This window comes from Serratia sp. J2 (assembly GCF_046269175.1).
GTDB classification, from domain to species: Bacteria; Pseudomonadota; Gammaproteobacteria; order Enterobacterales; family Enterobacteriaceae; genus Chania; species Chania fonticola_C.
In genome coordinates, this window is sequence record NZ_JBKABN010000023.1 from 13712 (window position 1) to 38553 (window position 24842).

Annotated in this window: 18 protein-coding genes and 3 tRNA genes; 11 read left to right on the top strand and 10 right to left on the bottom strand. The window is 55.3% G+C overall.

Features of this window, described 5'->3' with window-relative positions; translation table 11 throughout:
* Positions 1–147: 147 nt before the first annotated feature.
* Genes ptrA through recD form a run of 3 tightly spaced genes read left to right on the top strand, consistent with a single transcriptional unit; the run spans position 148 to position 8434 of the window.
* Positions 148–3039, top strand: coding sequence for a pitrilysin (ptrA, locus tag ACKWMY_RS20860; RefSeq protein ID WP_199061511.1), 2892 nt, complete (start codon positions 148–150; stop codon positions 3037–3039).
* Complete coding sequence (gene recB, locus ACKWMY_RS20865; protein WP_409486982.1) at positions 3036–6587, top strand: exodeoxyribonuclease V subunit beta; 3552 nt, start codon at positions 3036–3038, stop codon at positions 6585–6587. Before ptrA ends, recB begins: the two co-directional genes overlap by 4 nt.
* Positions 6584–8434, top strand: a complete 1851-nt coding sequence (gene recD / locus ACKWMY_RS20870) for an exodeoxyribonuclease V subunit alpha (RefSeq protein WP_409486983.1) — start codon at positions 6584–6586, stop codon at positions 8432–8434. The genes recB and recD overlap by 4 nt, the downstream gene beginning before the upstream one ends.
* A gap of 59 nt (positions 8435–8493) precedes the next feature.
* On the opposite strand, the gene argA is transcribed toward recD, so the two are convergent.
* Complete coding sequence (argA, locus tag ACKWMY_RS20875; RefSeq protein ID WP_024529481.1) at positions 8494–9819, bottom strand: amino-acid N-acetyltransferase; 1326 nt, start codon at positions 9817–9819, stop codon at positions 8494–8496.
* Between the two features lie 228 nt (positions 9820–10047).
* Here argA and amiC point away from each other — a divergent pair, with 228 nt between their 5' ends.
* Positions 10048–11298, top strand: a complete 1251-nt coding sequence (gene amiC / locus ACKWMY_RS20880) for an N-acetylmuramoyl-L-alanine amidase AmiC (RefSeq protein WP_409486984.1) — start codon at positions 10048–10050, stop codon at positions 11296–11298.
* A 104-nt stretch (positions 11299–11402) separates the two neighbouring features.
* Here the strand turns inward: amiC and ACKWMY_RS20885 are convergent.
* The 3 genes from ACKWMY_RS20885 to ACKWMY_RS20895 form a co-directional block, all read right to left on the bottom strand.
* Positions 11403–11479 (bottom strand) — tRNA-Met (locus tag ACKWMY_RS20885).
* Between the two features lie 63 nt (positions 11480–11542).
* A tRNA-Met gene (locus tag ACKWMY_RS20890) sits at positions 11543–11619 on the bottom strand.
* A 65-nt stretch (positions 11620–11684) separates the two neighbouring features.
* A tRNA-Met gene (locus tag ACKWMY_RS20895) sits at positions 11685–11761 on the bottom strand.
* A 237-nt stretch (positions 11762–11998) separates the two neighbouring features.
* On the opposite strand from ACKWMY_RS20895, the gene mltA reads away from it, so the two are divergent.
* On the top strand, positions 11999–13144 hold the full coding sequence (mltA, locus tag ACKWMY_RS20900; protein WP_074031362.1) for a murein transglycosylase A: 1146 nt from the start codon (positions 11999–12001) through the stop codon (positions 13142–13144).
* 78 nt (positions 13145–13222) lie between these two features.
* Complete coding sequence (gene tcdA / locus ACKWMY_RS20905; RefSeq protein WP_409486985.1) at positions 13223–14029, top strand: tRNA cyclic N6-threonylcarbamoyladenosine(37) synthase TcdA; 807 nt, start codon at positions 13223–13225, stop codon at positions 14027–14029.
* Here tcdA and csdE read toward each other — a convergent pair.
* A complete protein-coding gene (csdE, locus tag ACKWMY_RS20910) occupies positions 14020–14454 on the bottom strand; it encodes a cysteine desulfurase sulfur acceptor subunit CsdE (RefSeq protein WP_199061509.1) in 435 nt (144 codons plus the stop codon). The two genes, tcdA and csdE, sit on opposite strands and share 10 nt — an antisense overlap.
* 19 nt (positions 14455–14473) lie before the next feature.
* Positions 14474–15679 (bottom strand): cysteine desulfurase CsdA, encoded by a 1206-nt coding sequence (gene csdA, locus ACKWMY_RS20915; protein ID WP_024529486.1) that lies wholly within the window; start codon positions 15677–15679, stop codon positions 14474–14476.
* A 193-nt stretch (positions 15680–15872) separates the two neighbouring features.
* Here csdA and ACKWMY_RS20920 point away from each other — a divergent pair, with 193 nt between their 5' ends.
* From ACKWMY_RS20920 to rlmM, 4 genes are all read left to right on the top strand, one after another.
* Positions 15873–16097 carry a YgdI/YgdR family lipoprotein gene (locus ACKWMY_RS20920; RefSeq protein ID WP_024529487.1) on the top strand — a complete coding sequence of 75 codons (225 nt, stop codon included), beginning with the start codon at positions 15873–15875 and terminating at the stop codon, positions 16095–16097.
* A 538-nt stretch (positions 16098–16635) separates the two neighbouring features.
* The gene (locus ACKWMY_RS20925) at positions 16636–17553 is read left to right on the top strand and encodes a transcriptional regulator GcvA (RefSeq protein ID WP_024484298.1); all 918 of its coding nucleotides are present in this window, start codon (positions 16636–16638) and stop codon (positions 17551–17553) included.
* A gap of 52 nt (positions 17554–17605) precedes the next feature.
* Positions 17606–18001, top strand: coding sequence for a DUF423 domain-containing protein (locus ACKWMY_RS20930; RefSeq protein ID WP_024484299.1), 396 nt, complete (start codon positions 17606–17608; stop codon positions 17999–18001).
* Positions 17994–19097: a 23S rRNA (cytidine(2498)-2'-O)-methyltransferase RlmM gene (rlmM, locus tag ACKWMY_RS20935; protein WP_024529488.1), complete on the top strand. Its 1104-nt coding sequence runs from the start codon at positions 17994–17996 to the stop codon at positions 19095–19097. The genes ACKWMY_RS20930 and rlmM overlap by 8 nt, the downstream gene beginning before the upstream one ends.
* Before the next feature lie 30 nt (positions 19098–19127).
* On the opposite strand, the gene xni is transcribed toward rlmM, so the two are convergent.
* The 3 genes from xni to queF all read right to left on the bottom strand — a co-directional run bounded on the left by xni (position 19128) and on the right by queF (position 22338).
* Entirely contained in the window at positions 19128–19886 is a 759-nt protein-coding gene (gene xni, locus ACKWMY_RS20940; RefSeq protein ID WP_199061441.1) for a flap endonuclease Xni, read from the bottom strand.
* Between the two features lie 58 nt (positions 19887–19944).
* Positions 19945–21309 (bottom strand): nucleotide 5'-monophosphate nucleosidase PpnN, encoded by a 1365-nt coding sequence (gene ppnN, locus ACKWMY_RS20945; RefSeq protein ID WP_024529490.1) that lies wholly within the window; start codon positions 21307–21309, stop codon positions 19945–19947.
* A gap of 183 nt (positions 21310–21492) precedes the next feature.
* Positions 21493–22338, bottom strand: a complete 846-nt coding sequence (gene queF / locus ACKWMY_RS20950; RefSeq protein ID WP_409486986.1) for an NADPH-dependent 7-cyano-7-deazaguanine reductase QueF — start codon at positions 22336–22338, stop codon at positions 21493–21495.
* Positions 22339–22401: 63 nt separating this feature from the next.
* Between queF and syd the strand changes: the two genes are divergently transcribed.
* Positions 22402–22950, top strand: a complete 549-nt coding sequence (syd, locus tag ACKWMY_RS20955) for a SecY-interacting protein (RefSeq protein WP_409486987.1) — start codon at positions 22402–22404, stop codon at positions 22948–22950.
* A gap of 619 nt (positions 22951–23569) precedes the next feature.
* On the opposite strand, the gene ACKWMY_RS20960 is transcribed toward syd, so the two are convergent.
* Positions 23570–24808, bottom strand: a complete 1239-nt coding sequence (locus ACKWMY_RS20960) for an MFS transporter (RefSeq protein ID WP_024529493.1) — start codon at positions 24806–24808, stop codon at positions 23570–23572.
* Between the last annotated feature and the right edge of the window lie 34 nt (positions 24809–24842).

Consider the following 24842-nt stretch of genomic DNA (forward strand, 5'->3'; position numbering starts at 1 on the left):
TATAGTGAGTTGAGTGTTTAAAACCGTAATGCTTTGAGTTAGAAATTGAATTTCATTGGGCATCGCTTCCGGTTGTGTCATTTTGCACCATGCTGTCACCGTCAGGGAGTTGGCGTGACAGCCAGAGAACAGGGGTTTATTTTGGATATGCGCAGACTGTTGACCCGCATTACCGGGTTGATGTTATTGGTTATGTTTTGGGCGCCGTTAAGTTGGGCCGCACAAGGCTGGCAACCGCTGGCGGAAAAGATCAACAAAAGCGATCACGATCCGCGTGAATATCAGGCTATCAAGCTGGATAACGGCATGACCGTGCTGCTGGTGTCTGACTCGCTGGCACCAAAGTCACTGGCTGCCCTGGCGCTGCCGGTAGGCTCGCTGGAAGATCCCAACAGCCAACTTGGCCTGGCTCACTACCTGGAACATATGGTACTGATGGGCTCCAAGCGCTATCCAGAACCCGAAAACCTCTCCGAGTTTTTGAAAAAGCACGGTGGTAGCCACAATGCCAGCACCGCGTCTTATCGCACCGCATACTATCTGGAAGTGGAAAACGACGCTTTAGAGCCGGCTGTCGACCGCATGGCCGATGCCATTGCCGAACCCATTCTCGATCCCGGCAACGCGGACCGTGAACGCAACGCGGTGAATGCCGAGTTAACGATGGCGCGCTCCCGTGACGGTATGCGCATGGCGCAGGTTGGGGCAGAAACCCTTAATCCGGCTCACCCTAGCGCACGTTTTTCTGGCGGCAACCTCGAGACTTTGCAGGACAAGCCAGGCAGCAAGCTGCATGAAGAACTCGTTGGTTTCTATCAGCGTTACTATTCTGCCAACCTGATGAAGGGCGTGCTGTACAGCAACCAATCCTTGCCTGAACTGAGAGCGCTGGCGGTCAAAACCTTCGGCCGCATTCCTAACCACGATGCGAAAGTGCCACCGATCACCGTTCCGGCGGCCACCTCGGAGCAGCAGGGCATCATTATTCATTATGTTCCGGCGCAGCCACGTAAACAGCTTAAGGTCGAATTCCGTATCGATAACAACAGCGCCGAGTTCCGCAGCAAAACCGATACCTATATCAGCTACCTGATTGGCAATCGCAGCACCAATACGCTTTCCGACTGGCTGCAGAAGCAGGGGCTGGCAGATGCCATCAATGCGGGTGCCGACCCGATGGTCGATCGCAACGGCGGCGTATTCTCAATCAGCGTTTCCTTGACCGACAAGGGGCTGGCAGAGCGTGACAAGGTGGTGGCAGCGATCTTCAGCTATCTGAAAATGCTGCAGGGCGAAGGGATCAAACAAAGTTATTTTGACGAGATCGCCCATGTGCTGAATCTGGATTTCCGCTACCCGTCGATTACCCGCGACATGAATTATATCGAATGGCTGGTGGACACCATGCTGCGCGTACCGGTAGAGAATACGCTGGATGCGCCGTACCTGGCCGATCGCTACGATCCTAAAGCCATTGCTGAACGCCTGAGCCAGATGACGCCACAAAATGCGCGTATCTGGTTTGTCAGCCCGAATGAGCCGCACAACAAAACGGCATACTTTGTTGATGCACCTTATCAGGTTGAGAAAATCAGCGCGGAACGCTTCGCGAAATGGCAGCAGTTGGGTAAAGATATCGCGCTTTCTCTGCCGGGGTTGAACCCTTATATTCCGGATGAGTTTACCCTGAACAAGCCCTCACATGAGTTTACCAAACCGGAAATGGTGGTGAACCAGCCAGGGCTGCGGGTGCTGTATATGCCAAGCCGCTATTTTGCCGATGAACCCAAGGCCGATGTGACGGTAGCTTTGCGTAACGCCAAAACCATGGATTCGGCGCGTAATCAGGTGCTGTTCTCGTTGATGGATTATCTGGCGGGGATCTCGCTCGATGAGTTGAGCTATCAGGCTTCGGTGGGCGGGATTAGCTTCTCTACCGCGCCCAATAATGGCCTGATGTTTAGCGCCAATGGTTTCACCCAGCGCTTGCCACAGCTGTTGACCTCATTGATTGAAGGCTACTCCAGCTTTACTCCAACGCAAGAGCAGTTGGAACAGGCGAAATCCTGGTATCTGGAACAGTTGGATTCCGCCGAGAAGGGCAAAGCCTTTGAGCTGGCGATCCAGCCAGTACAGATGCTGTCCCGCGTGCCTTACTCCGAGCGCAGTGAACGCCGTGAAGTGCTGAAAACCATAACGTTGCAAGACGTGCTGGCTTACCGCGACAGCCTGATGGCCGGGGCCACGCCGGAGTTGCTGGTAGTGGGTAATATGAGCAAGCAACAGGTGGACACGCTGGCCTCTTCACTGAAGCACAGCCTGGGTTGTACCGGTGTGGAATGGTGGCACGGCGAAAACGTCGTGATTGATAAAAACCAGTTTGCCAATCTGCAGCGTCCTGGCAGCAGCACCGATTCGGCGCTGGCGGCGGTGTATGTCCCAACGGGGTATGACGAAGTGACCAGCATGGCGTATAGCTCATTGCTGGGGCAGATCATCCAACCTTGGTTCTACAGCCAATTGCGTACCCAAGAGCAGCTCGGCTATGCGGTGTTCTCCTTTGCGATGCCGGTTGGCCGCCAGTGGGGCATCGGTTTCCTGCTGCAAAGCAACAGTAAGCAGCCAGCCTATCTCTACCAGCGCTATCAAGATTTCTATCCGAAGACGGAAAAGCGCCTGCGTGAATTGAGCGATGCCGATTTTGCCCAATACAAACAGGCCATGATCAATGAGTTGCAACAGCGTCCACAGACCTTAGGTGAAGAAGCGGGCCGTTTCAGTAGCGATTTCGATCGCGGTAATTTCGCCTTTGATACCCGTGAAAAGCTGATCGCCCAGGTGCAGACTCTAACGCCTGCCAAACTGGCGGATTACTTCCATCAGGCGGTGATTAAGCCACAGGGTCTGGCACTGTTGTCTCAGGTGAGTGGCAGCAGCCAGCAGAAAGCCGACTTTGCTGCGCCGGGTGAAGGTTGGGTGACCTATCCTAACGCCTCGTCCCTGCAAAAAACGCTGCCTCGTAAAGTGGCGACGCCATGACGAAAGGCGTTCCTCAGCGGCTTGATCCACTGACGTTGCCACTGTTTGGTGAACGGCTGATCGAAGCCTCGGCAGGGACAGGGAAGACCTTCACTATCGGCGCTTTGTATCTGCGTTTGCTGCTTGGCTTAGGCCAGGCAGCGGCGTTTCCACGGCCGCTCACGGTAGAAGAGATCCTGGTGGTTACCTTTACCGAAGCGGCGACAGAGGAACTCCGGGGTCGCATTCGCAGCAATATCCACGCATTACGCATTGCCTGCGTACGTGGGCATAGCTCAGACCCGCTGTTTGCCGCGCTGATGGCGGAGATTGGCGATCTGCCAGAGGCCGCAGCGCAATTGCTGGCTGCCGAGCGCCAGATGGACGAAGCGGCGATCTACACTATCCACGGTTTTTGTCAGCGAATGCTCACTCACAACGCATTCGAGTCGGGCATTCTGTTTGAACAAACGCTGGTGCAGGACGAACTGCCGTTGCGCCGTCAGGCCTGCGCCGATTTTTGGCGGCGTCACTGCTACCCATTGCCACTGGGCGTTGCCCGGGCGGTTAGTCAGGAGTGGAGCGGCCCAGAGGCCTTGTTGAGCGATCTCTCGGGCTACCTGCATGGCGAAGCTCCCACTCTGCGTCAGCCCCCTAAAGATGAAGAAACGGTGCTGATGCGCCATGAACAGATAGTTGCGCGGATCGATGCCCTCAAGGCGCAATGGCAGGCATCGGCGGCGGATCTGGAAGCGCTTATCAGTCAGTCTGGCGTCGACAAACGCAGCTACAGCAGCAAACATTTACCCAACTGGCTGAATAAGGTCGGGGAATGGGCGGGCCAGGAAACCGAAGATTACCTGTTACCTAAAGAGCTGGAGAAGTTCCGCCAATCGGTGCTGCTGGAGAAAACCAAAAAAGGTGAAGCCCCGAGGCATCCGCTGTTTGTGGCGGTTGATGAGCTATTTGCCGAACCCTTGACCCTGCGTGACCTGATCATGGCACGGGCGCTGAGTGAAATACGCCTTTCTATTCAACAGGAAAAACGCCAGCGTGCCGAACTGGGTTTTGACGATCTGCTCAGCAGGCTGGATGCGGCACTGCAAAGCGCCGGTGGTGAACAATTGGCGTTGGCGATCCGTCAGCGTTATCCGGTGGCGATGATCGATGAGTTTCAGGATACCGACCCACAGCAGTACCGGATCTTCCAGAAACTGTATGTTGGCCGGGAAGAGTGTGGTCTGCTGCTGATTGGGGATCCAAAACAAGCGATTTACGCCTTCCGTGGGGCAGACATTTTTACCTATATGAAGGCTCGCTCGGAGGTAAGTGCCCACTACACCTTAGAGACCAACTGGCGCTCATCACCGGCTATGGTTGGCAGCGTTAACCGCCTGTTTGCTCAGGTGGAAAAGCCGTTCCTGTTTGGCCAAATCCCGTTTATCGAGGTGGCTGCCGCAGCGAAGAATCAGGAACTGGTCTTCGAGTGGCAGAATAAACCGCAACCGGCCATGCAATTCTGGTTGCAACCCGGGGATGGGGCCGGAGTAAGTGATTACCAACAATTAATGGCGCGCTTGTGCGCAGCCCAGATCCGCGATTGGCTGAGTGCCGGGCAGGCCGGAGAAGCCTGGCTGGTCAAAGGAGAGCAACGCCGTCACGTTCAGGCATCGGATATAACCATTCTGGTGCGTAGCCGCGCCGAAGCGGCGTTGGTGCGTGACGCACTCAGCGCGCTGGCCATCCCCTCGGTTTATCTTTCCAACCGTGACAGCGTGTTTGATACGCCGGAAGCCAAAGATTTACTGTGGCTGCTACAGGCGGTGCTGGCTCCCGAACAGGAGCGAACCCTGCGTTGCGCTTTGGCCACCGGGCTATTGGGGTTGGATGCCTTGACGCTGGATGGGCTAAACCATAACGAGTCCGCTTGGGATGATTTGGTCAACGAGTTTGATGAATACCGTAGCCACTGGCTTCGCCGTGGCGTGTTACCGATGCTGCGTGAGGTGATGGCCAAGCGGCATCTGGCTGAAAACCTGCTGGCCAGCCCAGGTGGCGAGCGCCGTTTGACCGATGTTATGCACCTGGGGGAGCTGTTGCAGGAAGCCACGGCGCAGTTGGATGGTGAACATGCGCTGGTACGTTGGTTGGCGCAGCAGATTGCTCAGCCGAATCGCCAGTCGGATAATCAGCAACTGCGGCTGGAAAGCGACCGTCATCTGGTGCAGGTGATCACTATCCACAAGTCGAAAGGGTTAGAGTTCGATCTGGTGTGGCTGCCTTTTGTGGGGAATTTCCGTCAACAGCAGCAGGTGCTATACCACGATCGCCAGACCTTTAAAGCCCTGCTGGATCTTAATGCCAACGAAGAAAGCGTGGCCTGGGCGGAAGAGGAGCGTTTGGCGGAGGATTTGCGCCTGCTGTATGTGGCGCTGACACGTTCGGTGTATCACTGCAGCATCGGTATTGCGCCGTTGTTCCTCGGTACGCGCAAGAAACAGGGCGATACGGATTTGCACCGCAGTGCGCTGGGATATCTGGTGCAGGCTGGGCAGGCGGGCGATGCGGCCTATCTGCAAACCTGCCTGCAGCAGTTGGCAACCCAAGGCATTGCGCTGTCGCTGGTGGATGCGCCAGGTGAACAGAGCTGGCAGCCGCAGACGGCAACCGCTGCAGAACTGGCGGCCAGGCAGTTCCCACGCAGGATGCAGGACTTCTGGCGGGTAACCAGCTATACCGGCTTGCAACAGCATGGCTCAAGCCGGATGCAGGAGCTGTTGCCGCACCTGGACGTTGATGCCGTTGGTGAGGGCGATACGGTTACACCCCCCGCATTTACTCCCCATACTTTCCCGCGCGGTGCGGCCCCTGGAACTTTCCTCCACAGCCTGTTTGAGGAGCTGGATTTTACCCAACCGCTAGATGAGCAGTGGCTGCTGGAGCAGTTGCAACACCAAGGGCTGGAGGAGCATTGGTTGCCGGTATTATCCGGCTGGATGCACGTGCTGCTGAATGCGCCGCTTAATAGCAGCGGCGTCGCGCTATCCGCCTTACCGTCGGGAGCCAGGCAGGCAGAATTACAGTTCTATCTGCCGATCGGTGGCCTGCTGCAAGCGCAGCAACTGGATGAGTTGGTAAAACGCTACGATCCCCTTTCTGCTGGCTGCCCGGCGCTGGATTTCCAACAGGTTCAGGGCATGCTGAAAGGCTTTATCGATCTGGTATTCTGCTGGCAGGGTAAATACTACCTGCTGGATTACAAATCCAACTGGCTGGGCGAAGACAGCAGCGCCTATACCCAAGAGGCGATGGCGCGGGCGATGGCGGAACACCGCTACGATTTGCAATACCAACTCTATACCTTGGCGCTGCACCGCTATCTGGGGCATCGCCTGGCGGATTACGATTACCAGCGCCATTTTGGCGGGGTGATTTATCTGTTTTTACGCGGGGTAGATGCCGAGCATGAGGGCAACGGTATTTTTGCCTGTCGTCCGGAGTATGCTCTGGTTGAAGGAATGGATCGCCTGTTTAGCGGTGAAACGGCCAACGTTGAGGATGGGCAATGATTGAGATTTTGCATCAGGCGTTGGCTCTGGGCGCCTTGCGACCGCTGGACGTGCAATTTGCCCAGGTGGTTGCCAACGATGATGAACCGGATATCCTGCTGGCCGCCGCCTGCCTGAGCTCGGAGGCCGGTGCGGGCCACGTTTGTCTGTTGCTCGAACAGCTATTGCCGGAAAATCTGTTTGATGGCCGCCAGCCTGAGTTGGCCCTGGCTGCCTGGCAGGCCTGCGGGCAACCGGACGTGGCGAGTTGGCAACAGCGTCTGGCGAGATCGCCTGCGGTTAGCGATGGCAGTACGGCAACGCCGATGGTCCTGCAACAGCAGCGGCTGTATCTGCAGCGCATGTGGCAGAGCGAAGGTGACGTCGCCACTTTTATCAGTAGCGACAGTGTGCCAGAGGAACTTGAAGAGGCGCAGCTACGCACCATTCTCGATCGGTTATTTGGCGTGGCTACGGACGAACCCGACTGGCAAAAAATTGCCGCAGCGGTAGCCGCCACGCGCCGCATCGCGATTATTTCCGGCGGCCCCGGCACCGGCAAAACGACCACCGTTGCCAAGCTGTTGGCGGCACTGGTGCAGTTGGCGGACGGGGAGCGTCTGCGGATTCAACTTGCTGCGCCTACCGGTAAAGCAGCGGCTCGTCTAACCGAATCCCTGGGAAGCGCTAGCCGTCAGTTGGATCTAACCCCGGAGCAACGGGCTCTATTCCCTACGGAAGCGGCGACGTTACACCGCTTGCTGGGGGCCCAGCCAAACAGTCAGCGCATGCGTTATCACCGGGGGAACCCGCTGCATCTGGATGTGCTGGTAGTGGATGAAGCTTCGATGGTGGATTTGCCCATGATGGCAAGGTTGATTGCTGCCTTGCCCCCCAAGGCGCGAGTCATCTTCCTGGGCGATCGCGATCAACTGGCCTCGGTGGAGGCTGGAGCCGTGCTGGGGGATATCTGCCGGTTTGCCGAGCAGGGATATAGCGAAGCCCGTGCGGCACAGTTGGCGCGTCTGACCGGTTGCCCCGTGCAAGGGCAGCCAGCGGAGGCCGAGGCAGCGGTGCGCGATAGCCTGTGCCTACTGCGCAAGAGTTACCGGTTTGATGCCAAATCCGGCATTGGCCAGTTGGCTTTGGCGGTGAATGCTGGCGATAGCAAGCGTGCCCTGGCAGCGTTGAACGGCAGCTATGCCGACGTAGCGGGTTACCCGCTGGCAGAAACCGAAGATTATCAACGGCTACTGGATAGCTGCGTTGCCGGTTATCGCGACTATCTGCGGCTGGTGGCAGAAGGGGCGGGGGCCGTGACGATCCTGGATGCCTTTGGCCGCTTCCAGTTGCTTTGCGCACTGCGCGAAGGGCCATTTGGCGTTGCCGGGCTGAATGAGCGTATCGAAAGCGGGCTGCAGCGTGCCGGTTTGATTCGGCGTAATCCTGGCCCCGCCGGGCGTTGGTATTTAGGGCGGCCGGTGATGATTGGCCGCAACGATAGCGCGCTGGGGTTGTTTAACGGCGATATTGGCATTGCCTTACCCGGTGAGGGCGGCGATCTGCGCGTGCATTTCCAATTACCGGACGGCAGCATTAAATCGGTACAGCCTAGCCGCTTACCGGCGCATGAAACCGCCTATGCGATGACGGTACATAAATCACAGGGGTCGGAGTTCGACCATACGGCACTAGTGTTGCCGAATCATTTTCTGCCGGTGCTGACCCGCGAACTGGTTTATACCGCCATTACACGTGCACGCCAGCGGCTTTCGCTATATGCGGTAGACAAGGTGTTGGTAAGCGCTATCCGCACCCCCACGCAGCGCCGCAGCGGGTTGGCCGAACGCTTGCAGATCGGGAAGTAACAACGAGGGGGCGCAGCACGCTGCGCCCGTCATGATAACAATGGGTTAGCCAGGGTAAGTCAAAGATCGGCCAACAGGATCTTCGAGCGGCGCTGGTAGTTATATAAAGCCTGTTTCTGCATCGGCAGCACGTCGACTTCGGCCGGAGTGAAGCCGCGTTCCTGGAACCAGTGGATACTGCGTGTGGTCAACACAAACAGCTTCTGTAGCCCCATCTGGCGCGCCTGGCTTTCTACCCGCTGCAGCAGCATCTCGCCCCGCGACGAGCTGCGGTAATCCGGATGTACCGCCACGCAGGCCATCTCACCAATCTTCTCTTCCGGGAACGGGTAGAGCGCCGCGCAGGCGATGGTCAGGTTATCGCGTTCGATAATCGTGAACTTGTCGATCTCCATTTCCAACTGCTCGCGCGAACGGCGGACTAAAATCCCTTGCTGCTCCAATGGGCGGATCAGCTCAAGTATCCCACCGATATCATTGATGGTCGCCCGGCGTACCTGTTCGGCACTCTCCATGACGATTTGGGTACCAATACCGTCGCGTGAAAACAGCTCCTGTACCAGTGCACCATCCTCCTGGTAGCTGATCAGGTGGCTGCGGCGTACTCCGCTGCGGCAGGCCTTTACCGCGCCGCGCAGGAAGCGCACGGTGCCGGAATGGTAGTCACCTGCCTCTTCCAACTGCTCGATACGCTTTTGTGCATCGTTGGGGAACAGTTCGGAAAGAATATTGCCTTCCGCATCGGTCACCCCTTGTGATGAACAGAAACCGATCATTTTCTCGGCCTTCAGCTTGATTGCCAACTGGGTGGCGACTTCTTCCGAGGTCAGGTTAAAGCTTTCACCGGTCACCGATACCGCCACCGGACCAATCAGCACGATAGCCTTACTGTCTAGTTGGCGATGAATGGCTTCTTCATCAATACGGCGGATACGGCCGCTGTGGCAATAATCGACGCCGTCATCCACGCCCAGCGGTTGAGCGATAATAAAGTTGCCGCTCACTACGTTGATGTGCGCCCCTTGCAATGGGGTGTTATTCAGGCTCATGGAAAGCCGTGCGGTAATATCCAGCTGTAACAAGCCAGCGGCCTGTTTGACCAACTCTAGCGTATGGGCGTCGGTCACCCGGGTATGCTTATGGTAAATCGGCTCGTAGTTATGCTGCGCCAGATTGTTGTCAATCTGCGGCCGCGCACCGTAGACCACCACCAGACGAATGCCCAGGCTATGTAACAGCCCGATATCGTTGACGATACTGGAAAAGTTTTCATGTTCAATAGCTTCGCCACCCAGCATGACGACAAAGGTCTTGCCACGGTGAGTATTGATATAGGGAACTGAGTGACGGAATCCTTGCACCAGCTCTGTACTACGTTCCTTCACGGCAAGACCTCATTTGCATATTTATACGGTATTTTTGTATTTTTATTCTTTTATTGCGCCAAAGGCAAGTAGGAAATGAGCACGATTTTTCTGACAAATGCGCTAACTGATTAATAAATTGAAAGATCATAAAAAGATTTTCTGATGACAGCAGTGAATGGATTGGGTAAAGTTTTTGCCATTGTTTTTTTTTGCTGTTTTTTTAATCGTTATTTTTACCGGAGCCGCATGCCTAACTCTAATCACAATCCGGGCCGCCGTCGTTTGTTGCAGGGGGGTGCCGCAACCTGGTTGCTGAGTGTGAGTCGCGTTGGTTTCGCCGCTGCTTCTCATGTGATTGCCGTCCGTGTCTGGCCTTCCTCGACCTATACCCGAGTCACGCTGGAATCTAATGTTCCACTGAAATACAAACAGTTTGCCCTGACCAATCCAGAGCGCATCGTGGTGGATGTGGAAGGGGTACAGCTAAATAGCGTGCTCAAAGGTATCGCCGGGCAGGTGCGCAAAGAAGATCCCTATCTGAAACAGGCGCGGGTCGGCCAGTTTGACAAGAATACCGTCAGGCTGGTGCTGGAACTCAAGCAAAGCGTCAGCCCAAATATGTTTACCCTGACACCCGTCTCCGAATACCGCAACCGCCTGGTGATGGATCTTTATCCTACCAAGGGGGGCAGCGGTGAAGAGTATGATCCGCTGTTGGCGTTACTGGAAGATTACAACAAGGGCGATCTGGAGCGGACGTTACCGGCAGAAGCACCTCAGGCCGGTAAGGCTGGGCGCGATCGGCCGATTGTGATTATGCTGGATCCTGGACACGGCGGTGAAGATCCGGGGGCTATTGGCAAAAACAAAACCCGTGAAAAAGACATCGTGCTGCAGATTGCCCGTCGCCTCAGTGCGTTGATCAAACGCGAACCCAACATGAAAGTGTTTATGACGCGCAATGAAGACGTGTTTATCCCATTAAAAGTGCGCGTAGCCAAAGCTCGTAAGCAGCGGGCCGATCTGTTTGTTTCGATCCATGCCGATGCCTTCAGCAACCGTGCGGCCCGCGGTTCCTCGGTGTTTGCGCTTTCGACCAAAGGAGCAACCAGCAATGCCGCCAAGTTTCTGGCGCAAACCCAGAACGCCGCAGACGACATTGGTGGAGTCAGCAAGAGTGGCGATCGCTACCTGGATCACACCATGTTCGATCTATTGCAGACCGCTACCGTCAATGACAGTTTGAAGTTCGGTAAGGAAGTGCTGCACCGGATGGGTAAAATTAACCGTCTGCACAAGAATCGTGTCGATCAGGCTGGCTTTGCCGTATTGAAGGCCCCGGATATTCCGTCGATCCTGGTGGAAACGGCATTTATCAGCAATCTGGAAGAAGAACGCAAGCTGCGCACCAGCCATTTTCAGCAGCAGGTGGCGCAATCTATTCTGGCTGGGATCAAAGCCTATTTCGCCAACGGTGGCGCATTGGCACGGCGTTAAACCAGGCGTAGCCCAAGGAGGGGCAGTGTGGTTGATTAGCAAGGTAGGGGAAATTCAGATACAAAAAAACACCCGTTAAGGTGCTTGTCTGATGTTATCAAGATTGGTTGCGGGGGCCAGATTTGAACTGACGACCTTCGGGTTATGAGCCCGACGAGCTACCGGGCTGCTCCACCCCGCGTCCGTCTTGATACTGATATTATCGAACCAACCCTTCATAGGATACTGCTATTGCCGTATCGGTTGGTTGCGGGGGCCGGATTTGAACCGACGACCTTCGGGTTATGAGCCCGACGAGCTACCAGGCTGCTCCACCCCGCGTCCGTATAATACCTTTTCTTTCATCGAATCCAACCTGTTTTTGATACCGTTAACACAGTATCGGTTGGTTGCGGAGGCCGGATTTGAACCGACGACCTTCGGGTTATGAGCCCGACGAGCTACCAGGCTGCTCCACCCCGCGTCCGATGGAAGCGCACTATACTCTCCAGGCATTTTGTTGCAAACCCTTTTTGCATATAATTCATCGAAAGCCATTTTTATGCTGAATTAGTCCACAATTTGCGTTTTTTTTCATCATAATCATCTGGCTGGGAATTTTTAGCGGTAGCGATTCCTTTATCTATAGCCGTTTGTTATCGTTCAGCCAGTTTACCCGTATCCATTGGGTATGGAACATATCAGTCTGAGAGAGTGTGCAATGAAAGGACGTTGGGGCAAATACCTGCTCGGTGGGGTAGTGATTGCGGTACTGGCCGGTTGTTCGTCAAAACCGACCGACCGGGGGCAGCAGTATAAAGATGGTCATCTGGATCAGTCGCTGGAGTTGGTGGATCGCCCCAATGCCAGAGGCGCCCCGATCAACGGCCAGGATTACTCCAATCAGCTGATGGAGATTAAATACGCTTCGCCGTCGCTGTTTAACCGCAATAACTCCACCTATCAAGCGGTGCAAAACTGGATGGCGGCGGGGGCGGATACGCGCCAACTGAACCAGTTCGGCCTCAGCGCCTATCAGATGGAAGGCGTCGATAGCTATGGCAACGTCCAGTTAACCGGTTATTACACCCCAGTGCTGCAGGCTCGTTATACCCAACAGGGCGAATTCCGCTACCCGCTGTACAGCATGCCAGCCAAAGGCAAGCGTCGCCTGCCAGATCGTGCCGGTATCTATTCAGGGGCGCTGGACAGCCGTTACATCATTGCTTACACCAACTCCCTGATGGATAACTTCATGATGGAAGTGCAGGGCAGCGGCTATGTCGATTTCGGCAACGGTCAGCCATTGGTGTTCTTTGGCTATAGCGGCAAGAATGGCCACGCCTACCGCAGTATAGGCAAGGTGCTGATCGATCGCGGTGAAGTGGCCAAGGCCGATATGTCGATGCAGGCCATTCGCCAGTGGGCGGATAACCATAGCGAAGCCGAAGTGCGCGAACTGCTGGAGCAAAACCCGTCGTTCGTGTTCTTCCATCCGGTGCCTTTCGCTCCGGTGAAAGGGGCCAGCGCGGTGCCGCTGATTGCCAAAGCCTCCGTGGCTTCCGATCGCTCCCTAATCCCTGCCGGTACTACGCTGCTGACAGAAGTCCCATTACTGGACAACAAGGGCAAGTTCACGGGAAAATATGAAATGCGCCTGATGGTCGCCCTCGACGTGGGTGGTGCCATCAAGGGTCAGCACTTTGACATGTACCAGGGGATTGGACCAGAAGCCGGTCACTCGGCAGGGTTCTATAATCACTATGGCCGGGTCTGGGTATTGAAAGGCGGCAACGCTGGGGCACAGCTGTTTAGCGCCAATCAACCATTGACCGCCTCGAGTGGTTCCCAGTTGGTGACTCGCTGAGAAAGACGGTATATAGCTTGACGCGCAGGGCCGGATCTTCCGGCCCTGACTATTTGCAACCAAGGTAAGTAAAGCGAAATGAGTACAGCCTATTCAGAGGCCTATCTACAGCGTTTTGGCGGCACGGCGCGCCTGTACGGCCAGCCGGCATTGGCCCTGTTTGCCCAGGCACACGTTTGTGTGATCGGCATTGGCGGTGTCGGTTCATGGGCGGCAGAAGCGCTGGCACGAACCGGCATTGGTGCGATCACGCTGATCGACATGGATGACGTATGCGTCACCAACACCAACCGGCAGATCCATGCTTTGCGCCAGCACGTTGGCCAGTCGAAAACCGAAGTGATGGCGGAACGGATCCTGGCGATCAACCCGGAATGCCGGGTGACCTGCGTGGATGATTTTATTACCCCGGACAACGTCGCCGAGCTGTTGAACCATAATTTCAGCTATGTGATTGATGCTATTGACAGCGTGCGACCCAAAGCGGCGTTGTTAGCCTATTGCCGCCGCTTCAAGATCCCGGTGGTGACTACCGGCGGTGCCGGTGGGCAGATCGATCCTACGCAGATCGCCGTGGCCGATCTGGCCAAAACCATCCAGGATCCGCTGGCAGCCAAGCTGCGTGAAAGGTTGAAGAACGATTTTAACGTAGTGAAAAACAGCAAAGGCAAGCTGGGGATCGACTGCGTCTTCTCCACTGAGCCGCTGGTGTATCCGCAGCCGGATGGTTCAGTATGTGCCTCACGCAGTACCGCAGAGGGGCCGAAGAGAATGGATTGCAGCGTGGGTTTTGGCGCAGCGACCATGGTCACCGCGACCTTTGGTTTTATTGCCGTCTCCCACGCGTTGAAGAAGATGGTGGCAAAGGCGGCACGTCAGGCATAGCTGGCAGCGATGGCGTGAATCCTGGCTGCCAATGCAGCCAGGCCGCTAGCTCGGGTGGCGCTGAGCTGGGCACGCAGCGCCAAGCTATCAAACAAGGCCAGGGGATCGGTAGCTAATACCTGCTGCGGCGTTTTACCTTCGACTGTGGTTAGCAGGATCGCCAGCAAGCCACGCACAATACGTCCTTCGCTGTCGCCATAAAAATGCAGTGTTCCATCAGCCAACAACTGGTGCCCCAACCAGACCCGGTTCTCGCAACCGCTCAGTTCCATCTCCGTTTGCCGCAGGTCGTCCGCCAGCGATGGTAAGCGTTTCGCCAGCATGATCAGTTGGCGGTAACGGTCTTCCCACTGTTTTAGCGCGCTGAAGGTTGCTATCAGCGTCTCGGCGGTGATTTCACGGCCAAAAGGGTGAGGGGCAAGCATCGGTTCTCCGTTTTGCATCTTATTCCGCCAGTAATTCGATGGCGTTAGTTAACGCCAGCACCAGAGCATCGACATCTTGCGGCGTATTATAAGGCGCAAATGACGCACGTAACGTTCCGCTGACCCCTAATGCGGCGATCAAGGGTTGGGCGCAGTGCTGGCCCGCGCGGACCGCGATGTTCTGTTCGGCTAACAGGGTGACGATATCGCTGTGGTGGATCCCGGCGATATCAAAGGCCAGCAGGCTGGAGCCGGAACTGCGGAAGCTGCGAAATCCGGGTAACTGCTGCAAACGCTGTTCGGCATTTTGCGCCAGAGCGCGGCTGTATTGCTCGGCGGCGGCCATATCCTGCGTTTCCAGCCAGCTCAACGCGGCACCCAGCCCCAGCACTCCGGCAATATTTGGCGTACCGGCTTCAAAACAGTGCGGCGGTTTTTGTGGCGTAAAGCCGCTGAAAGAAGCCTGTGTCAGCATTTTCCCCCCGCCTTGCCACGGCCCCATTTGGGCCAGCAACGCGGTTTTGCCATACAACGCACCAATGCCAGTTGGGCCATAGAGTTTATGCGCTGAGAAGGCGTAGAAATCGATATCGAGCCGCTGAACGTCGGCAGGGCAATGCACAATGCCCTGTGCGCCATCGATCATCACTACTGCGTTCACCGCATGAGCCAACTCGATAGCCAGCGCGATATCCGGGCAGCCTCCCGTGACGTTGGACATTTGCCCCAAGGCCAGAATGCGGGTTTTCTCGCACAATAGGGTAGGGAGCAGCGTCAAATCTGGCAGGCGATCGGGGCCAAGCGGCAGCTTCACCACTTCGGCACCGGTCTGTTCTGCCACCATCAACCACGGGATCAGGTTGGCATGATGCTCCGCCTCGCTAACCAGGATCTGATCCCCAGGTTGCAGGCGTGGGCGAGCATAGCTCTGCGCGACCAGATTGATGGCTTCCGTGGTGCCACGGGTCCAAACGATATCGTCCGCACAGGGGGCATTAATCAAGGTGGCGACCTGCTGGCGTGCCTGTTCAAAGCGCTGGGTCAAATCCTGCGCCGCACGATGTTGGCTACGGTGTACGGTGGCGGCATCTGCGCTGTAAAACTGCTGCGTGGCGTCGATCACCGCCTGCGGTTTTAGCGCGGTAGCGGCACTGTCCAGATAAATTCCTGCCTGTTGAAGGGCCGGGAACTGGCTGCGGAACAAGGTAGGCTCAAAAGGCTTCATCGGCTGATTATCAGTGGCTTTGTCAGCCATTGATCCTGTCCTATTTTAGTGTCAGAGACAAGTTATCCCGATCAATTGTCGCCGTTTCCTGGAAATCTGACGAAAGTTTGTTATGCTGAATATTGGCGCGCTAATGAGTTCCTTAAATAACAGAAGTGAGTTTTACAGCATTTTTATCTACAAGGAGTCACAAATGAACAAGACAGCCGCAGTTATCTCTGCCCTGATGCTCACGTTTACCCTGGCAGCCTGCTCAAGCAACTACGTCATGCATACCAGCGATGGACGCACCATTGTTGCCGATGGCAAACCCAAGGTGGATGACGATACCGGGATGATCAGTTACAAAGACGCCAACGGCGTTCAGCAGCAGATTAACCGTGCCGACGTGAAGGAAATGGTTGAAGGTAATCAGTAATTTTCAGATAAAACAGTAAGTTTCAGGCAAAAAAAAGCACCGCGAAGTTGGCGGTGCTGCATAAAATCACTATGGACAGACAGGGTAAATGTACAGGAAGTGAAAAACAGTAGCCTAGCTACCATGTCCGAATTGGCGGACAAATTGCAAACACAACATCACAACCACAAGCCAAAAGTTCATCGGCGTCCTCGACACCCAATCCCTTTTCGTTCCGGCCCAGGAAGTGTCGCCACTATAGGTATTTACTGGCGCATGCTCAACGGACAATTTATAATGGCTCGGATTAAAAAAACTAATGGCAATAGTCCATGCGGATGGGCTAGTGGCGTTATGTATCGTGCAGCCTGATCTCGTTTGCGAAACCCGGCGGCCATTTGTTACATAAATGTAACTAAAGCCGATGAATTGCAGATTGGCCGCTTAGGCGTATCCTTGCGCTCGCGGCATTTGAACATCCCTGTTCGGCACAGCCAGGCGGCGGTAAAGGCGCATTCAGCCGACAACGCCGCAGTTTGCAATACAAAAGGGTTAATTCATGTCTAAACGTCTCCCTCCTCTTAATGCTCTGCGGGTTTTTGACGCGGCAGCCCGCCATTTGAGCTTTACCAAGGCGGCAGAGGAGCTGTTTGTTACCCAGGCCGCAGTCAGCCATCAGATCAAGTCTCTGGAGGATTTCCTGGGGCTGAAACTGTTTCGACGGCGTAACCGTTCGCTGCTGCTGACGGAAGAGGGGCAGAGTTATTACCTGGATATCAAAGAGATCTTCTCTTCGATCAATGAGGCAACACGCAAGCTTCAGGCACGCAGTGCCAAGGGGGCTTTAACCGTCAGCCTGCCGCCCAGTTTCGCCATTCAGTGGCTGGTACCCCGTCTTTCCAGTTTTAACTCAGCTTATCCGGGGATCGATGTGCGTATCCAGGCTATTGACCGCGAAGAAGAAAAGTTGGCGGATGACGTTGATGTGGCGATCTTTTATGGCCGTGGCAACTGGCCGGGAGTACGCACCGAGCGTTTGTATGCGGAATATCTGCTGCCGGTTTGCTCTCCCAGCCTGTTAATGGGCGATCATGCACTGAAAGTGCCGGGCGATCTGGCTTATCATACGCTTCTGCATGATACTTCACGCCGCGACTGGCTGGCATACACCCGCCAACTGGGGTTACAGCATATCAACGTGCAGCAAGGGCCAATCTTTAGCCATAGCGCCATGGTGGTTCAGGCGGCCGTTCACGGCCAGGGGATTGCGCTGGTGAATAACGTGATGGCGCAAACCGAGATTGAAGCCGGTCGGTTGGTCTGCCCGTTTAACGATGTGCTGGTAAGTAAAAACGCTTTTTATCTGGTATGTCATGACAGCCAGGCAGAACTGGGTAAAATAGCCGCCTTTCGCCAATGGATCTTGGCGCGTGCGGCCAGCGAACAGGAGAAGTTCCGCTTTCGCTATGAACAATAGGGCCAGTTGCGGTGACGTTGTGGCTGGTTAATCTCGATTAAGGTGAATAATGATGAGTAGCCGTTCTATGCTGATTTTTGCTGCTATCAGTGGTTTTGTCTACGTTGCTCTGGGCGCGTTTGGTGCGCACGTATTGAGTAGTGCGCTTGGGGTCAATGAAATGGCCTGGATCCGCACCGGGCTTGATTACCAGGGGTTCCATACTCTGGCCATCCTGGGGCTGGCCGTCGCCATGCAGCGTCGGGTCAGCCTGTGGTTTTACTGGAGCGGAGCGCTGTTGGCGCTCGGCACCGTGTTGTTCAGCGGCAGCCTGTACTGTCTGGCGCTGTCTCACCAAAAGGTTTGGGTTTATGTCACGCCAGTGGGCGGGACCTGCTTCCTGATCGGTTGGGCATTGATGTTGATTGGCGCTTTGCGTCTGAGGAAAAAGGCCGAGCGCCATGAATAAGATCGCGTTGTACTGCCGCCAAGGCTTTGAGAAAGAGTGCGCGGCGGAAATTACCGACAAGGCCGCCCAGTTGGAAGTGTTCGGCTTTGCCAGGGTTAAAGACAACAGCGGCTATGTGCTGTTTGAATGCTATCAGCCGGACGATGCCGATCGCCTGGCGAAAGAAATCCCGTTCCGTGAGCTGATCTTTGCCCGCCAGATGTTGGTGGTGGGAGAACTGCTGCGTGATTTGCCGCCGGAAGATCGGGTTTCACCGATTGTCGGCATGCTGATGGGCGTGGTCGACCGCGGCGGTGAATTACGGGTAGAAGTGCCGGATACCAACGAAAGCAAAGAGCTGCTGAAGTTCTGCCGCAAGCTGACTGTGCCGCTACGCGGCGCATTGCGTGAGCAGAAAGTGCTGATGGCGCGTGAGAATCCCTCTCGTCCAGTGGTTCACGTGTTCTTTATCGCGCCGGGCTGTTGCTACGTGGGGTATTCCTACAGCAACAACAACTCCCCGTTCTATATGGGGATCCCACGGCTGAAGTTCCCGTCCGATGCACCAAGCCGTTCTACGCTGAAACTGGAAGAGGCTTTCCACGTTTTCATTCCGGCAGACGAATGGGACGAGCGTTTAGGTAGCGGGATGTTTGCGGTCGATCTGGGGGCTTGCCCTGGCGGCTGGACCTATCAGTTGGTCAAACGCAGCATGATGGTGCATTCGGTGGACAACGGCCCGATGGCCCAGAGCCTGATGGATACCGGGCAGGTGACCCATCATCGTGTCGACGGCTTCCGCTTTGAACCGACCACCAGCAAAAACTACTGGGTGGTGTGCGATATGGTGGAGAAACCGGCAAAAGTGACCAGCTTGATGATCCAATGGTTGCTCAAAGGCTGGTGCCGTGAGGCGATCTTTAACCTGAAGCTGCCGATGAAGAAGCGCTACGAAGAGGTGGCGCAGAACCTGCAAAGTATCCACGAAGCCTTGGCCAACGAGGGGATTAGCGCAGAGATCCACGCCAAGCAGCTGTACCACGATCGTGAAGAGATCACCGTACACGTGCGCCGCATGTGGTCGGCTATTCCCGGCCGCCGCGACGAGCGCGAGTAAGGCATATGGGCGTTGCTACTGGCAGCGCCCTTACTTTGTTGGCAAACGTAACTGTTGCAGATTGCCATCCAGCGTCAGATCGGTACGTAGGGTGGCGACCTGCTTGCTGATATAGGCCAGCTCGCGGTGCTCTAACAGCTTGCCCTGCCACTTCTCCGGCACCTGCTCCAGGTGTTGATACAGACCATCCAGGCTGCCCATCTGTTGTAGCAGCAATACTGCCGTTTTTGGCCCGATACCGGCAACGCCTGGGATCTTGCTGCTACCAATCCCTGCCAACCCCCAATAATCTGTGAGCTGTTGCGGTAACACGCCAAACTCTTGCTGCACAAACGGCATATCCAACCAGCGTTTCTGGAAGTAGTCACGGATCTGTACGCTGGGTGCCAGTAGTTGGCAGTAGCCTTTGTCGGTGGAGACAATCGTCACTTGGTGGCCGCCAGCGGCAATTTTGGCCGTCAGAGTCGCAGCCAGATCGTCCGCCTCATTGCCTGCGGAATGCCAACTGGCCACCCCAAGCTCGGCAAACGCTTCGCGCAGCTGCGGCATTTCCTGATGCAGGTTTTCCGGCATTGGCGAGCGTCCGGCTTTGTAATCGGGCAGAATTTGATGGCGCCAACTCTCGCTACGGTCGTCTTCGTCGAACACCGCCACGGCATGGGTGGGCTGGCTGTGTTGAATCAACTGCTGAAGCGCATGCTTGCAAGCGTTGACGCAAGGGGAGCCCTGCACTGCATGAATGCGGCGGATTAGGTTCAGAGCATCGACAATCAGTAAATGTATAGGCATAGGCAAGGCAACAACGTCAGAAAAGAAGGGCGGCTATGACGCCGCCCAGAGGTGATGATCAGGCTACAATCTCGTAGCAAGGTACGTAGGCGGTTCCCGGCAGTTTCATACGGTGCTGGGCGACAAAACCTTGCAACAGGCTGTCCATCTGCTTCATCATCAACGGATCGCCATGCAGCTTGTAAGGGCCGAACTGTTCGATGGCATGAATGCCGTTCTCCTTCACGTTACCCGCCACGATCCCTGAGAACGCACGGCGCAGAGCCGCAGCCAACTGTTCCGCCGGTTGATTAGGGTACAGGTTGAGATTGGCCATGTTTTCATGGCTTGGCTCGAAGGGGAGCTGCAGGTCCGGTGCAATACGGATCGACCAGTTAAAGCTGTAGGCATCCCCGGTATTACGGCGGTTTTCTTTCACCAGTGGCATGGCCTTTTTCATCTGACGGGCCACTTCGGCCGGATTGTCGATGATGATGGTGTAGTGACGACGGGCTTTCTCGCCCAGCGTTTTCATGATGAATTCGTCCAGCACGCGGAAATAATCGGCGCTTTCTTTCGGCCCGGTGAGGATCAGCGGCAATACCTGTTCGCTGTTTTCCGGGTTCATCAGAATGCCCAACAGATACAGCAGTTCTTCCGCAGTGCCGACCCCGCCAGGGAAAATGATGATGCCGTGCGCGATACGCACAAAGGCTTCCAGACGTTTTTCGATATCTGGCATGATCACCAGTTCGTTAACCAGCGGATTCGGCGGCTCGGCGGCAATGATGGAGGGCTCGGTCATACCGATAAAGCGGCTGTTGTGGTAACGCTGCTGCGCATGACCGACGGCGGCCCCTTTCATTGGCGCTTCCATTGCCCCTGGCCCACAGCCGGTACAGATATTCAGCTCGCGCAGACCCAGCTGGCTACCGACCTTACGGGCATACAGATATTCGTTTTCATTGATCGAGTGACCACCCCAGCACACCACCAGGTTCGGATCTTCGTCGAGGTGTAGCGTACGTGCATTACGCAGGATGGAGAACACCAGATTGGTGATATGAACAGAGTCTTCCGAATTCAGGTGTTGGAAACGTTCGGCGCTGTCAATTTGGCCGTGGACAAACAGAATATCGCGTAGCACCGCAAACAGGTTGGCTTGTAGTGAACGAATAATGCGACCGTCAACGAAAGCCTCTTCTGGCGGGTTCACCAGCTCGAGTTTTACGCCGCGTTCACGGCGCAGCACGTTGATATCAAAGTTTTCATAACGCGATAGCAACTGTTTGCTGTTGTCGGTCTGGCTGCCGGAGTTTAATACCGCCAGGGAGCAGTTGCGGAACAAACGGTACAGGTCGCTGCTGGCGGTACGCTTCAGCATGTCAACTTCCAGCTGTGACAACAAGTCCATAGCGCCAAGTGGGCTGATATGTGTAATCAAGGTAACTCCTTTGCGCCCATAAATAGGGCGATAATAATCCTTACCTGCCTCTGCGCACTGCGGTAAGAATTTTGTATTGCCTACTGGAATGCCTGAGCAAAAAGCGGGCACTCTTGATTTAACCTTACCGCCGTCTCCGGATTTTTACCAATACAAACCGCCTGTTAGCTCAGTTGTTGAGCATTATTGGCGAGCCAGACGGCCATGCGCCGGTTCGAACGCCACGTTGCTACGCCAAGGGTTGATATCCAGACCCCCGCGCCGGGTATAGCGGGCATAAACGCTCAATTGTTGCGGCTGGCAGAAACGCAGCAGATCGTTAAAGATCCGCTCAACGCACTGTTCATGGAATTCGTTGTGATGGCGGAACGAAACCAGATAGCGCAGCAGGGCTTCACGGTTGATCTGCGGGCCACGATAGCGGATTTGTACCGAGCCCCAATCGGGCTGGTTGGTGATCAGACAGTTGGACTTCAGCAGATGGCTGACCAGCGTTTCCTCTACGACTTGGCTACCGGCGGAGCCTTCTAGGTAGCCTGTATCGAACTCGTAGTTATCAATGCTGATGTCTTGGTGGTCAAGGCATTCGCCCTCCAACCGGGCGATAAGGCTGCCTTCAAGCCGATCTACGCTGAACAGGCTCACGCTGACATCCCCTTGCGCGCAGGCGGCGAGATCGCGTTGAAGCGTAGAACGTACCGCTTCCCAGTCCGGGAAGTGGGTCTGGTTAAAGCTGTTGAGATAGAGCTTGAAGCTTTTGGACTCAATCAGGTTGATGCTGTTGGCATTCAGGCTGATTTCTCCCACCGCAACCTGTGGCAGCCCCTTGGCATTGAGCCAGGAAAGTTCATACAGCGTCCAGATATCGGCCCCGTGGAACGGCAGGCTATCGGGATAAAGCCCCAGCGGTTCCCGGTTCATACTGCGAGGAACCGCTTGTAACAGTGAGGCATCGTAGCAGTCACGGTATGCGGTTGGTTTGCCCAGCGTCAGTGCCGCCAGAGCCTGATGATCTTGATAGGAGGACATGAGCTGTCACCTTGGTGTGAGATAGGTACAATAGGCACCAGTTTACCGTATGCGAGAAAAAATATGGACCATGATGTATCGCACGCCCTGCGTGAATTTACCCAGCGCTATGTCGACGCTTGGCAACAGCAGTACGGCCATGCCCCGGCTAGCCAGGAACTGTACGGTGTGGCTTCCCCCTGTATTGTCGAAAATCGCGATGATACGGTGCTGTGGCTGCCGCAGCCGTTTACGCCAGCGGCCAGCCTGGAAAAGGTGGAGCAGGCGCTGGAACTGCGACTACAGCCGGATATCCACACCTTCTACACCCAACACTATGCCGGGGATATGAGTGCGAAGTTTGGCGAGCATCCGTTGACGCTATTGCAGGTCTGGAGTGAAGACGACTTTATTCGCCTGCAGGAGAATCTGATTGGGCATCTGGTGACGCAAAAACGCCTTAAGCTCTCGCCTACGTTGTTCCTGGCGACCACAGAATCGGAAATGACGGTGGTGTCGCTGTGTAATGTCAGTGGCAACGTGTTGCTTGAGCAATTTGGCAGCAAAAAACGCACGCTATTAGCTGCCTGTTTGGGGGATTTTCTCAATGCTTTACGCCCCAGAGTTGATTAATCGGCTAATTTGCCTTTAGTGCGTGTGCGAGATCTCTTACAAAAGCTGTGAGAGATCGCTTTTAATTTTTTACTTTAGTTGGTGTTTTTTCGATAATTAATCTTATATATCAATTTGTTATATGTTTATGCTGATGTGGGCTAAGTCAAATTTACTGTAATCCATCCTACTTGCCCTTGTTAACGGAAAGGAAATAAGCGATCTTATGTCTACCGGAAGGAAGCCGGATGGAGCAGGAAAGCGTCAGGATGATGCAGCTTCAGGAAGAAGAAAGGGATGCACTCAGGAAGAGTGAAAGGGATTGGTATCAGGATGATACACAGGATGTTTCAGGATTGAAACCAAGGACACCTCCAGGACGGAGATAGAGAGCCAGCACAGGATTGTTGGTGGGTCAGGAAGGCCGAGGAACCGCGTCAGGATGATGCTATAGGATTTTGCGAAGGATTGTTTTGGTCAGGATGGCCGAAAGGAAAAGTTTTCAGGGATTGAGCAGGGAGCACACTTGTAGCGGGATTAGCTATAAAACGAACCGGGGGCACTGTTAACGCAGTGCCCCCAACTTTTTGTCTGGAGCAAAGGCCAGACAGCAAATCCTGCCTGGCTTCCCCCTCAAGGTTTACCCGATTGCCCCCAATGTATCGCCCGTGCTTTGTTTTTTCGGCAGCAGGAACAACGTGGCGAAAATATCCAACAGGTAGATTGCAGCCAGCAGGCTGATCGCGGCGGTAAAGGAAACCTGAGTGACCAGCGCACCGATCACCAATGGCCCCAGCCCACCGACGCCGCGGCCCAGGTTGAACAGGATATTCTGCGCTGTGGCACGAGCCTGTACCGGGTAGGTGTCAGAAATCAGCGCGCCGTAGCCGCCAATCATCCCGTTAACGAACACCCCCATCAGTGCACCCGCAAACAGCATCAGCGTGGGATCGGTGAGTTGCGCATAGCTTATGACCATCACCACGGCTCCAACCTGGTAAATGACAAAGATGATCCAACGGGGAAAGCGGTCGGCCAATATCCCGAACAGCCAGATACCGAAGGTCATGCCGATCACCGTGACTCCCGTCCAGACGCCGGATTTGGTCAGCGAGAAGCCAAAGTTTTTGGCCAGATAGGTCGGCATCCAGATCATCAGCCCGTAATAGCCAAAGTTTTGCACCGAGCAGAGGATAAAGATCCCCAGGCTGGCCTTGCTGGTGGCGCGATCTTTAAATAACAGCTTTAATCGTTGAGTAAAGGAGAGTTGCTGTTCACTGGTTTTTTGCTGCGTAAACTCTTTGGGTTCGCCCATGGTTCGGCGAATAAGGAAGGAAACCAGCGCCGGCAGCAGGCCCACCAGGAACATGCCACGCCAGCCGATATAAGGTAACAACAGCGGGGTGAGGAAGGCTGCGGCAAGCACGCCGAGCTGCCAACCCATGCCCACATAGGCTGAGGCACGGTTACGTTTCTCAGCGGGCCAGGCTTCGGCGATCAACGCCATGCCAATACCGAATTCGCCGCCTAGACCAATCCCGGCCAGGGTGCGATAGGCAAGCAAGTCCCAGTAACCGACGGCAACGGCGCACAGGCCGGTAAACAGCGAAAACATCAGGATAGTGATGGTCAGCACGCGGATGCGGCCAAAACGATCGCTGAGATGGCCGAAGATCACGCCGCCAATCACTGCGCCGATCAATGTCCAGGTCACCAGCGAACCGGCTTGTGATGAGGTGAGACCCAGTTCAGTAGTGATCACCGGCAGCATAAAGCCGAGTATCAACAGATCGAAGCCGTCCATAGCATAACCGGTAACCGAAGCCAGCATGGCTTTACCGGGCGTAGCGTGATTTTTATTGAGTGATGTTGCGGGCATGTCTTTTATCATGTGTGATTGTTGGGTGCGCGTA

Bases quoted from the DNA above. Each gene is read 5' to 3' on its own strand.
- ptrA (WP_199061511.1), top strand. From the start codon at position 148: ATGCGCAGACTGTTGACCCGCATTACCGGGTTGATGTTATTGGTTATG.
- recB (WP_409486982.1), top strand. From the start codon at position 3,036: ATGACGAAAGGCGTTCCTCAGCGGCTTGATCCACTGACGTTGCCACTG.
- recD (WP_409486983.1), top strand. From the start codon at position 6,584: ATGATTGAGATTTTGCATCAGGCGTTGGCTCTGGGCGCCTTGCGACCG.
- amiC (WP_409486984.1), top strand. From the start codon at position 10,048: ATGCCTAACTCTAATCACAATCCGGGCCGCCGTCGTTTGTTGCAGGGG.
- mltA (WP_074031362.1), top strand. From the start codon at position 11,999: ATGAAAGGACGTTGGGGCAAATACCTGCTCGGTGGGGTAGTGATTGCG.
- tcdA (WP_409486985.1), top strand. From the start codon at position 13,223: ATGAGTACAGCCTATTCAGAGGCCTATCTACAGCGTTTTGGCGGCACG.
- csdE (WP_199061509.1), bottom strand. From the start codon at position 14,454: ATGCTTGCCCCTCACCCTTTTGGCCGTGAAATCACCGCCGAGACGCTG.
- csdA (WP_024529486.1), bottom strand. From the start codon at position 15,679: ATGAAGCCTTTTGAGCCTACCTTGTTCCGCAGCCAGTTCCCGGCCCTT.
- ACKWMY_RS20920 (WP_024529487.1), top strand. From the start codon at position 15,873: ATGAACAAGACAGCCGCAGTTATCTCTGCCCTGATGCTCACGTTTACC.
- ACKWMY_RS20925 (WP_024484298.1), top strand. From the start codon at position 16,636: ATGTCTAAACGTCTCCCTCCTCTTAATGCTCTGCGGGTTTTTGACGCG.
- ACKWMY_RS20930 (WP_024484299.1), top strand. From the start codon at position 17,606: ATGAGTAGCCGTTCTATGCTGATTTTTGCTGCTATCAGTGGTTTTGTC.
- rlmM (WP_024529488.1), top strand. From the start codon at position 17,994: ATGAATAAGATCGCGTTGTACTGCCGCCAAGGCTTTGAGAAAGAGTGC.
- xni (WP_199061441.1), bottom strand. From the start codon at position 19,886: ATGCCTATACATTTACTGATTGTCGATGCTCTGAACCTAATCCGCCGC.
- queF (WP_409486986.1), bottom strand. From the start codon at position 22,338: ATGTCCTCCTATCAAGATCATCAGGCTCTGGCGGCACTGACGCTGGGC.
- syd (WP_409486987.1), top strand. From the start codon at position 22,402: ATGGACCATGATGTATCGCACGCCCTGCGTGAATTTACCCAGCGCTAT.
- ACKWMY_RS20960 (WP_024529493.1), bottom strand. From the start codon at position 24,808: ATGCCCGCAACATCACTCAATAAAAATCACGCTACGCCCGGTAAAGCC.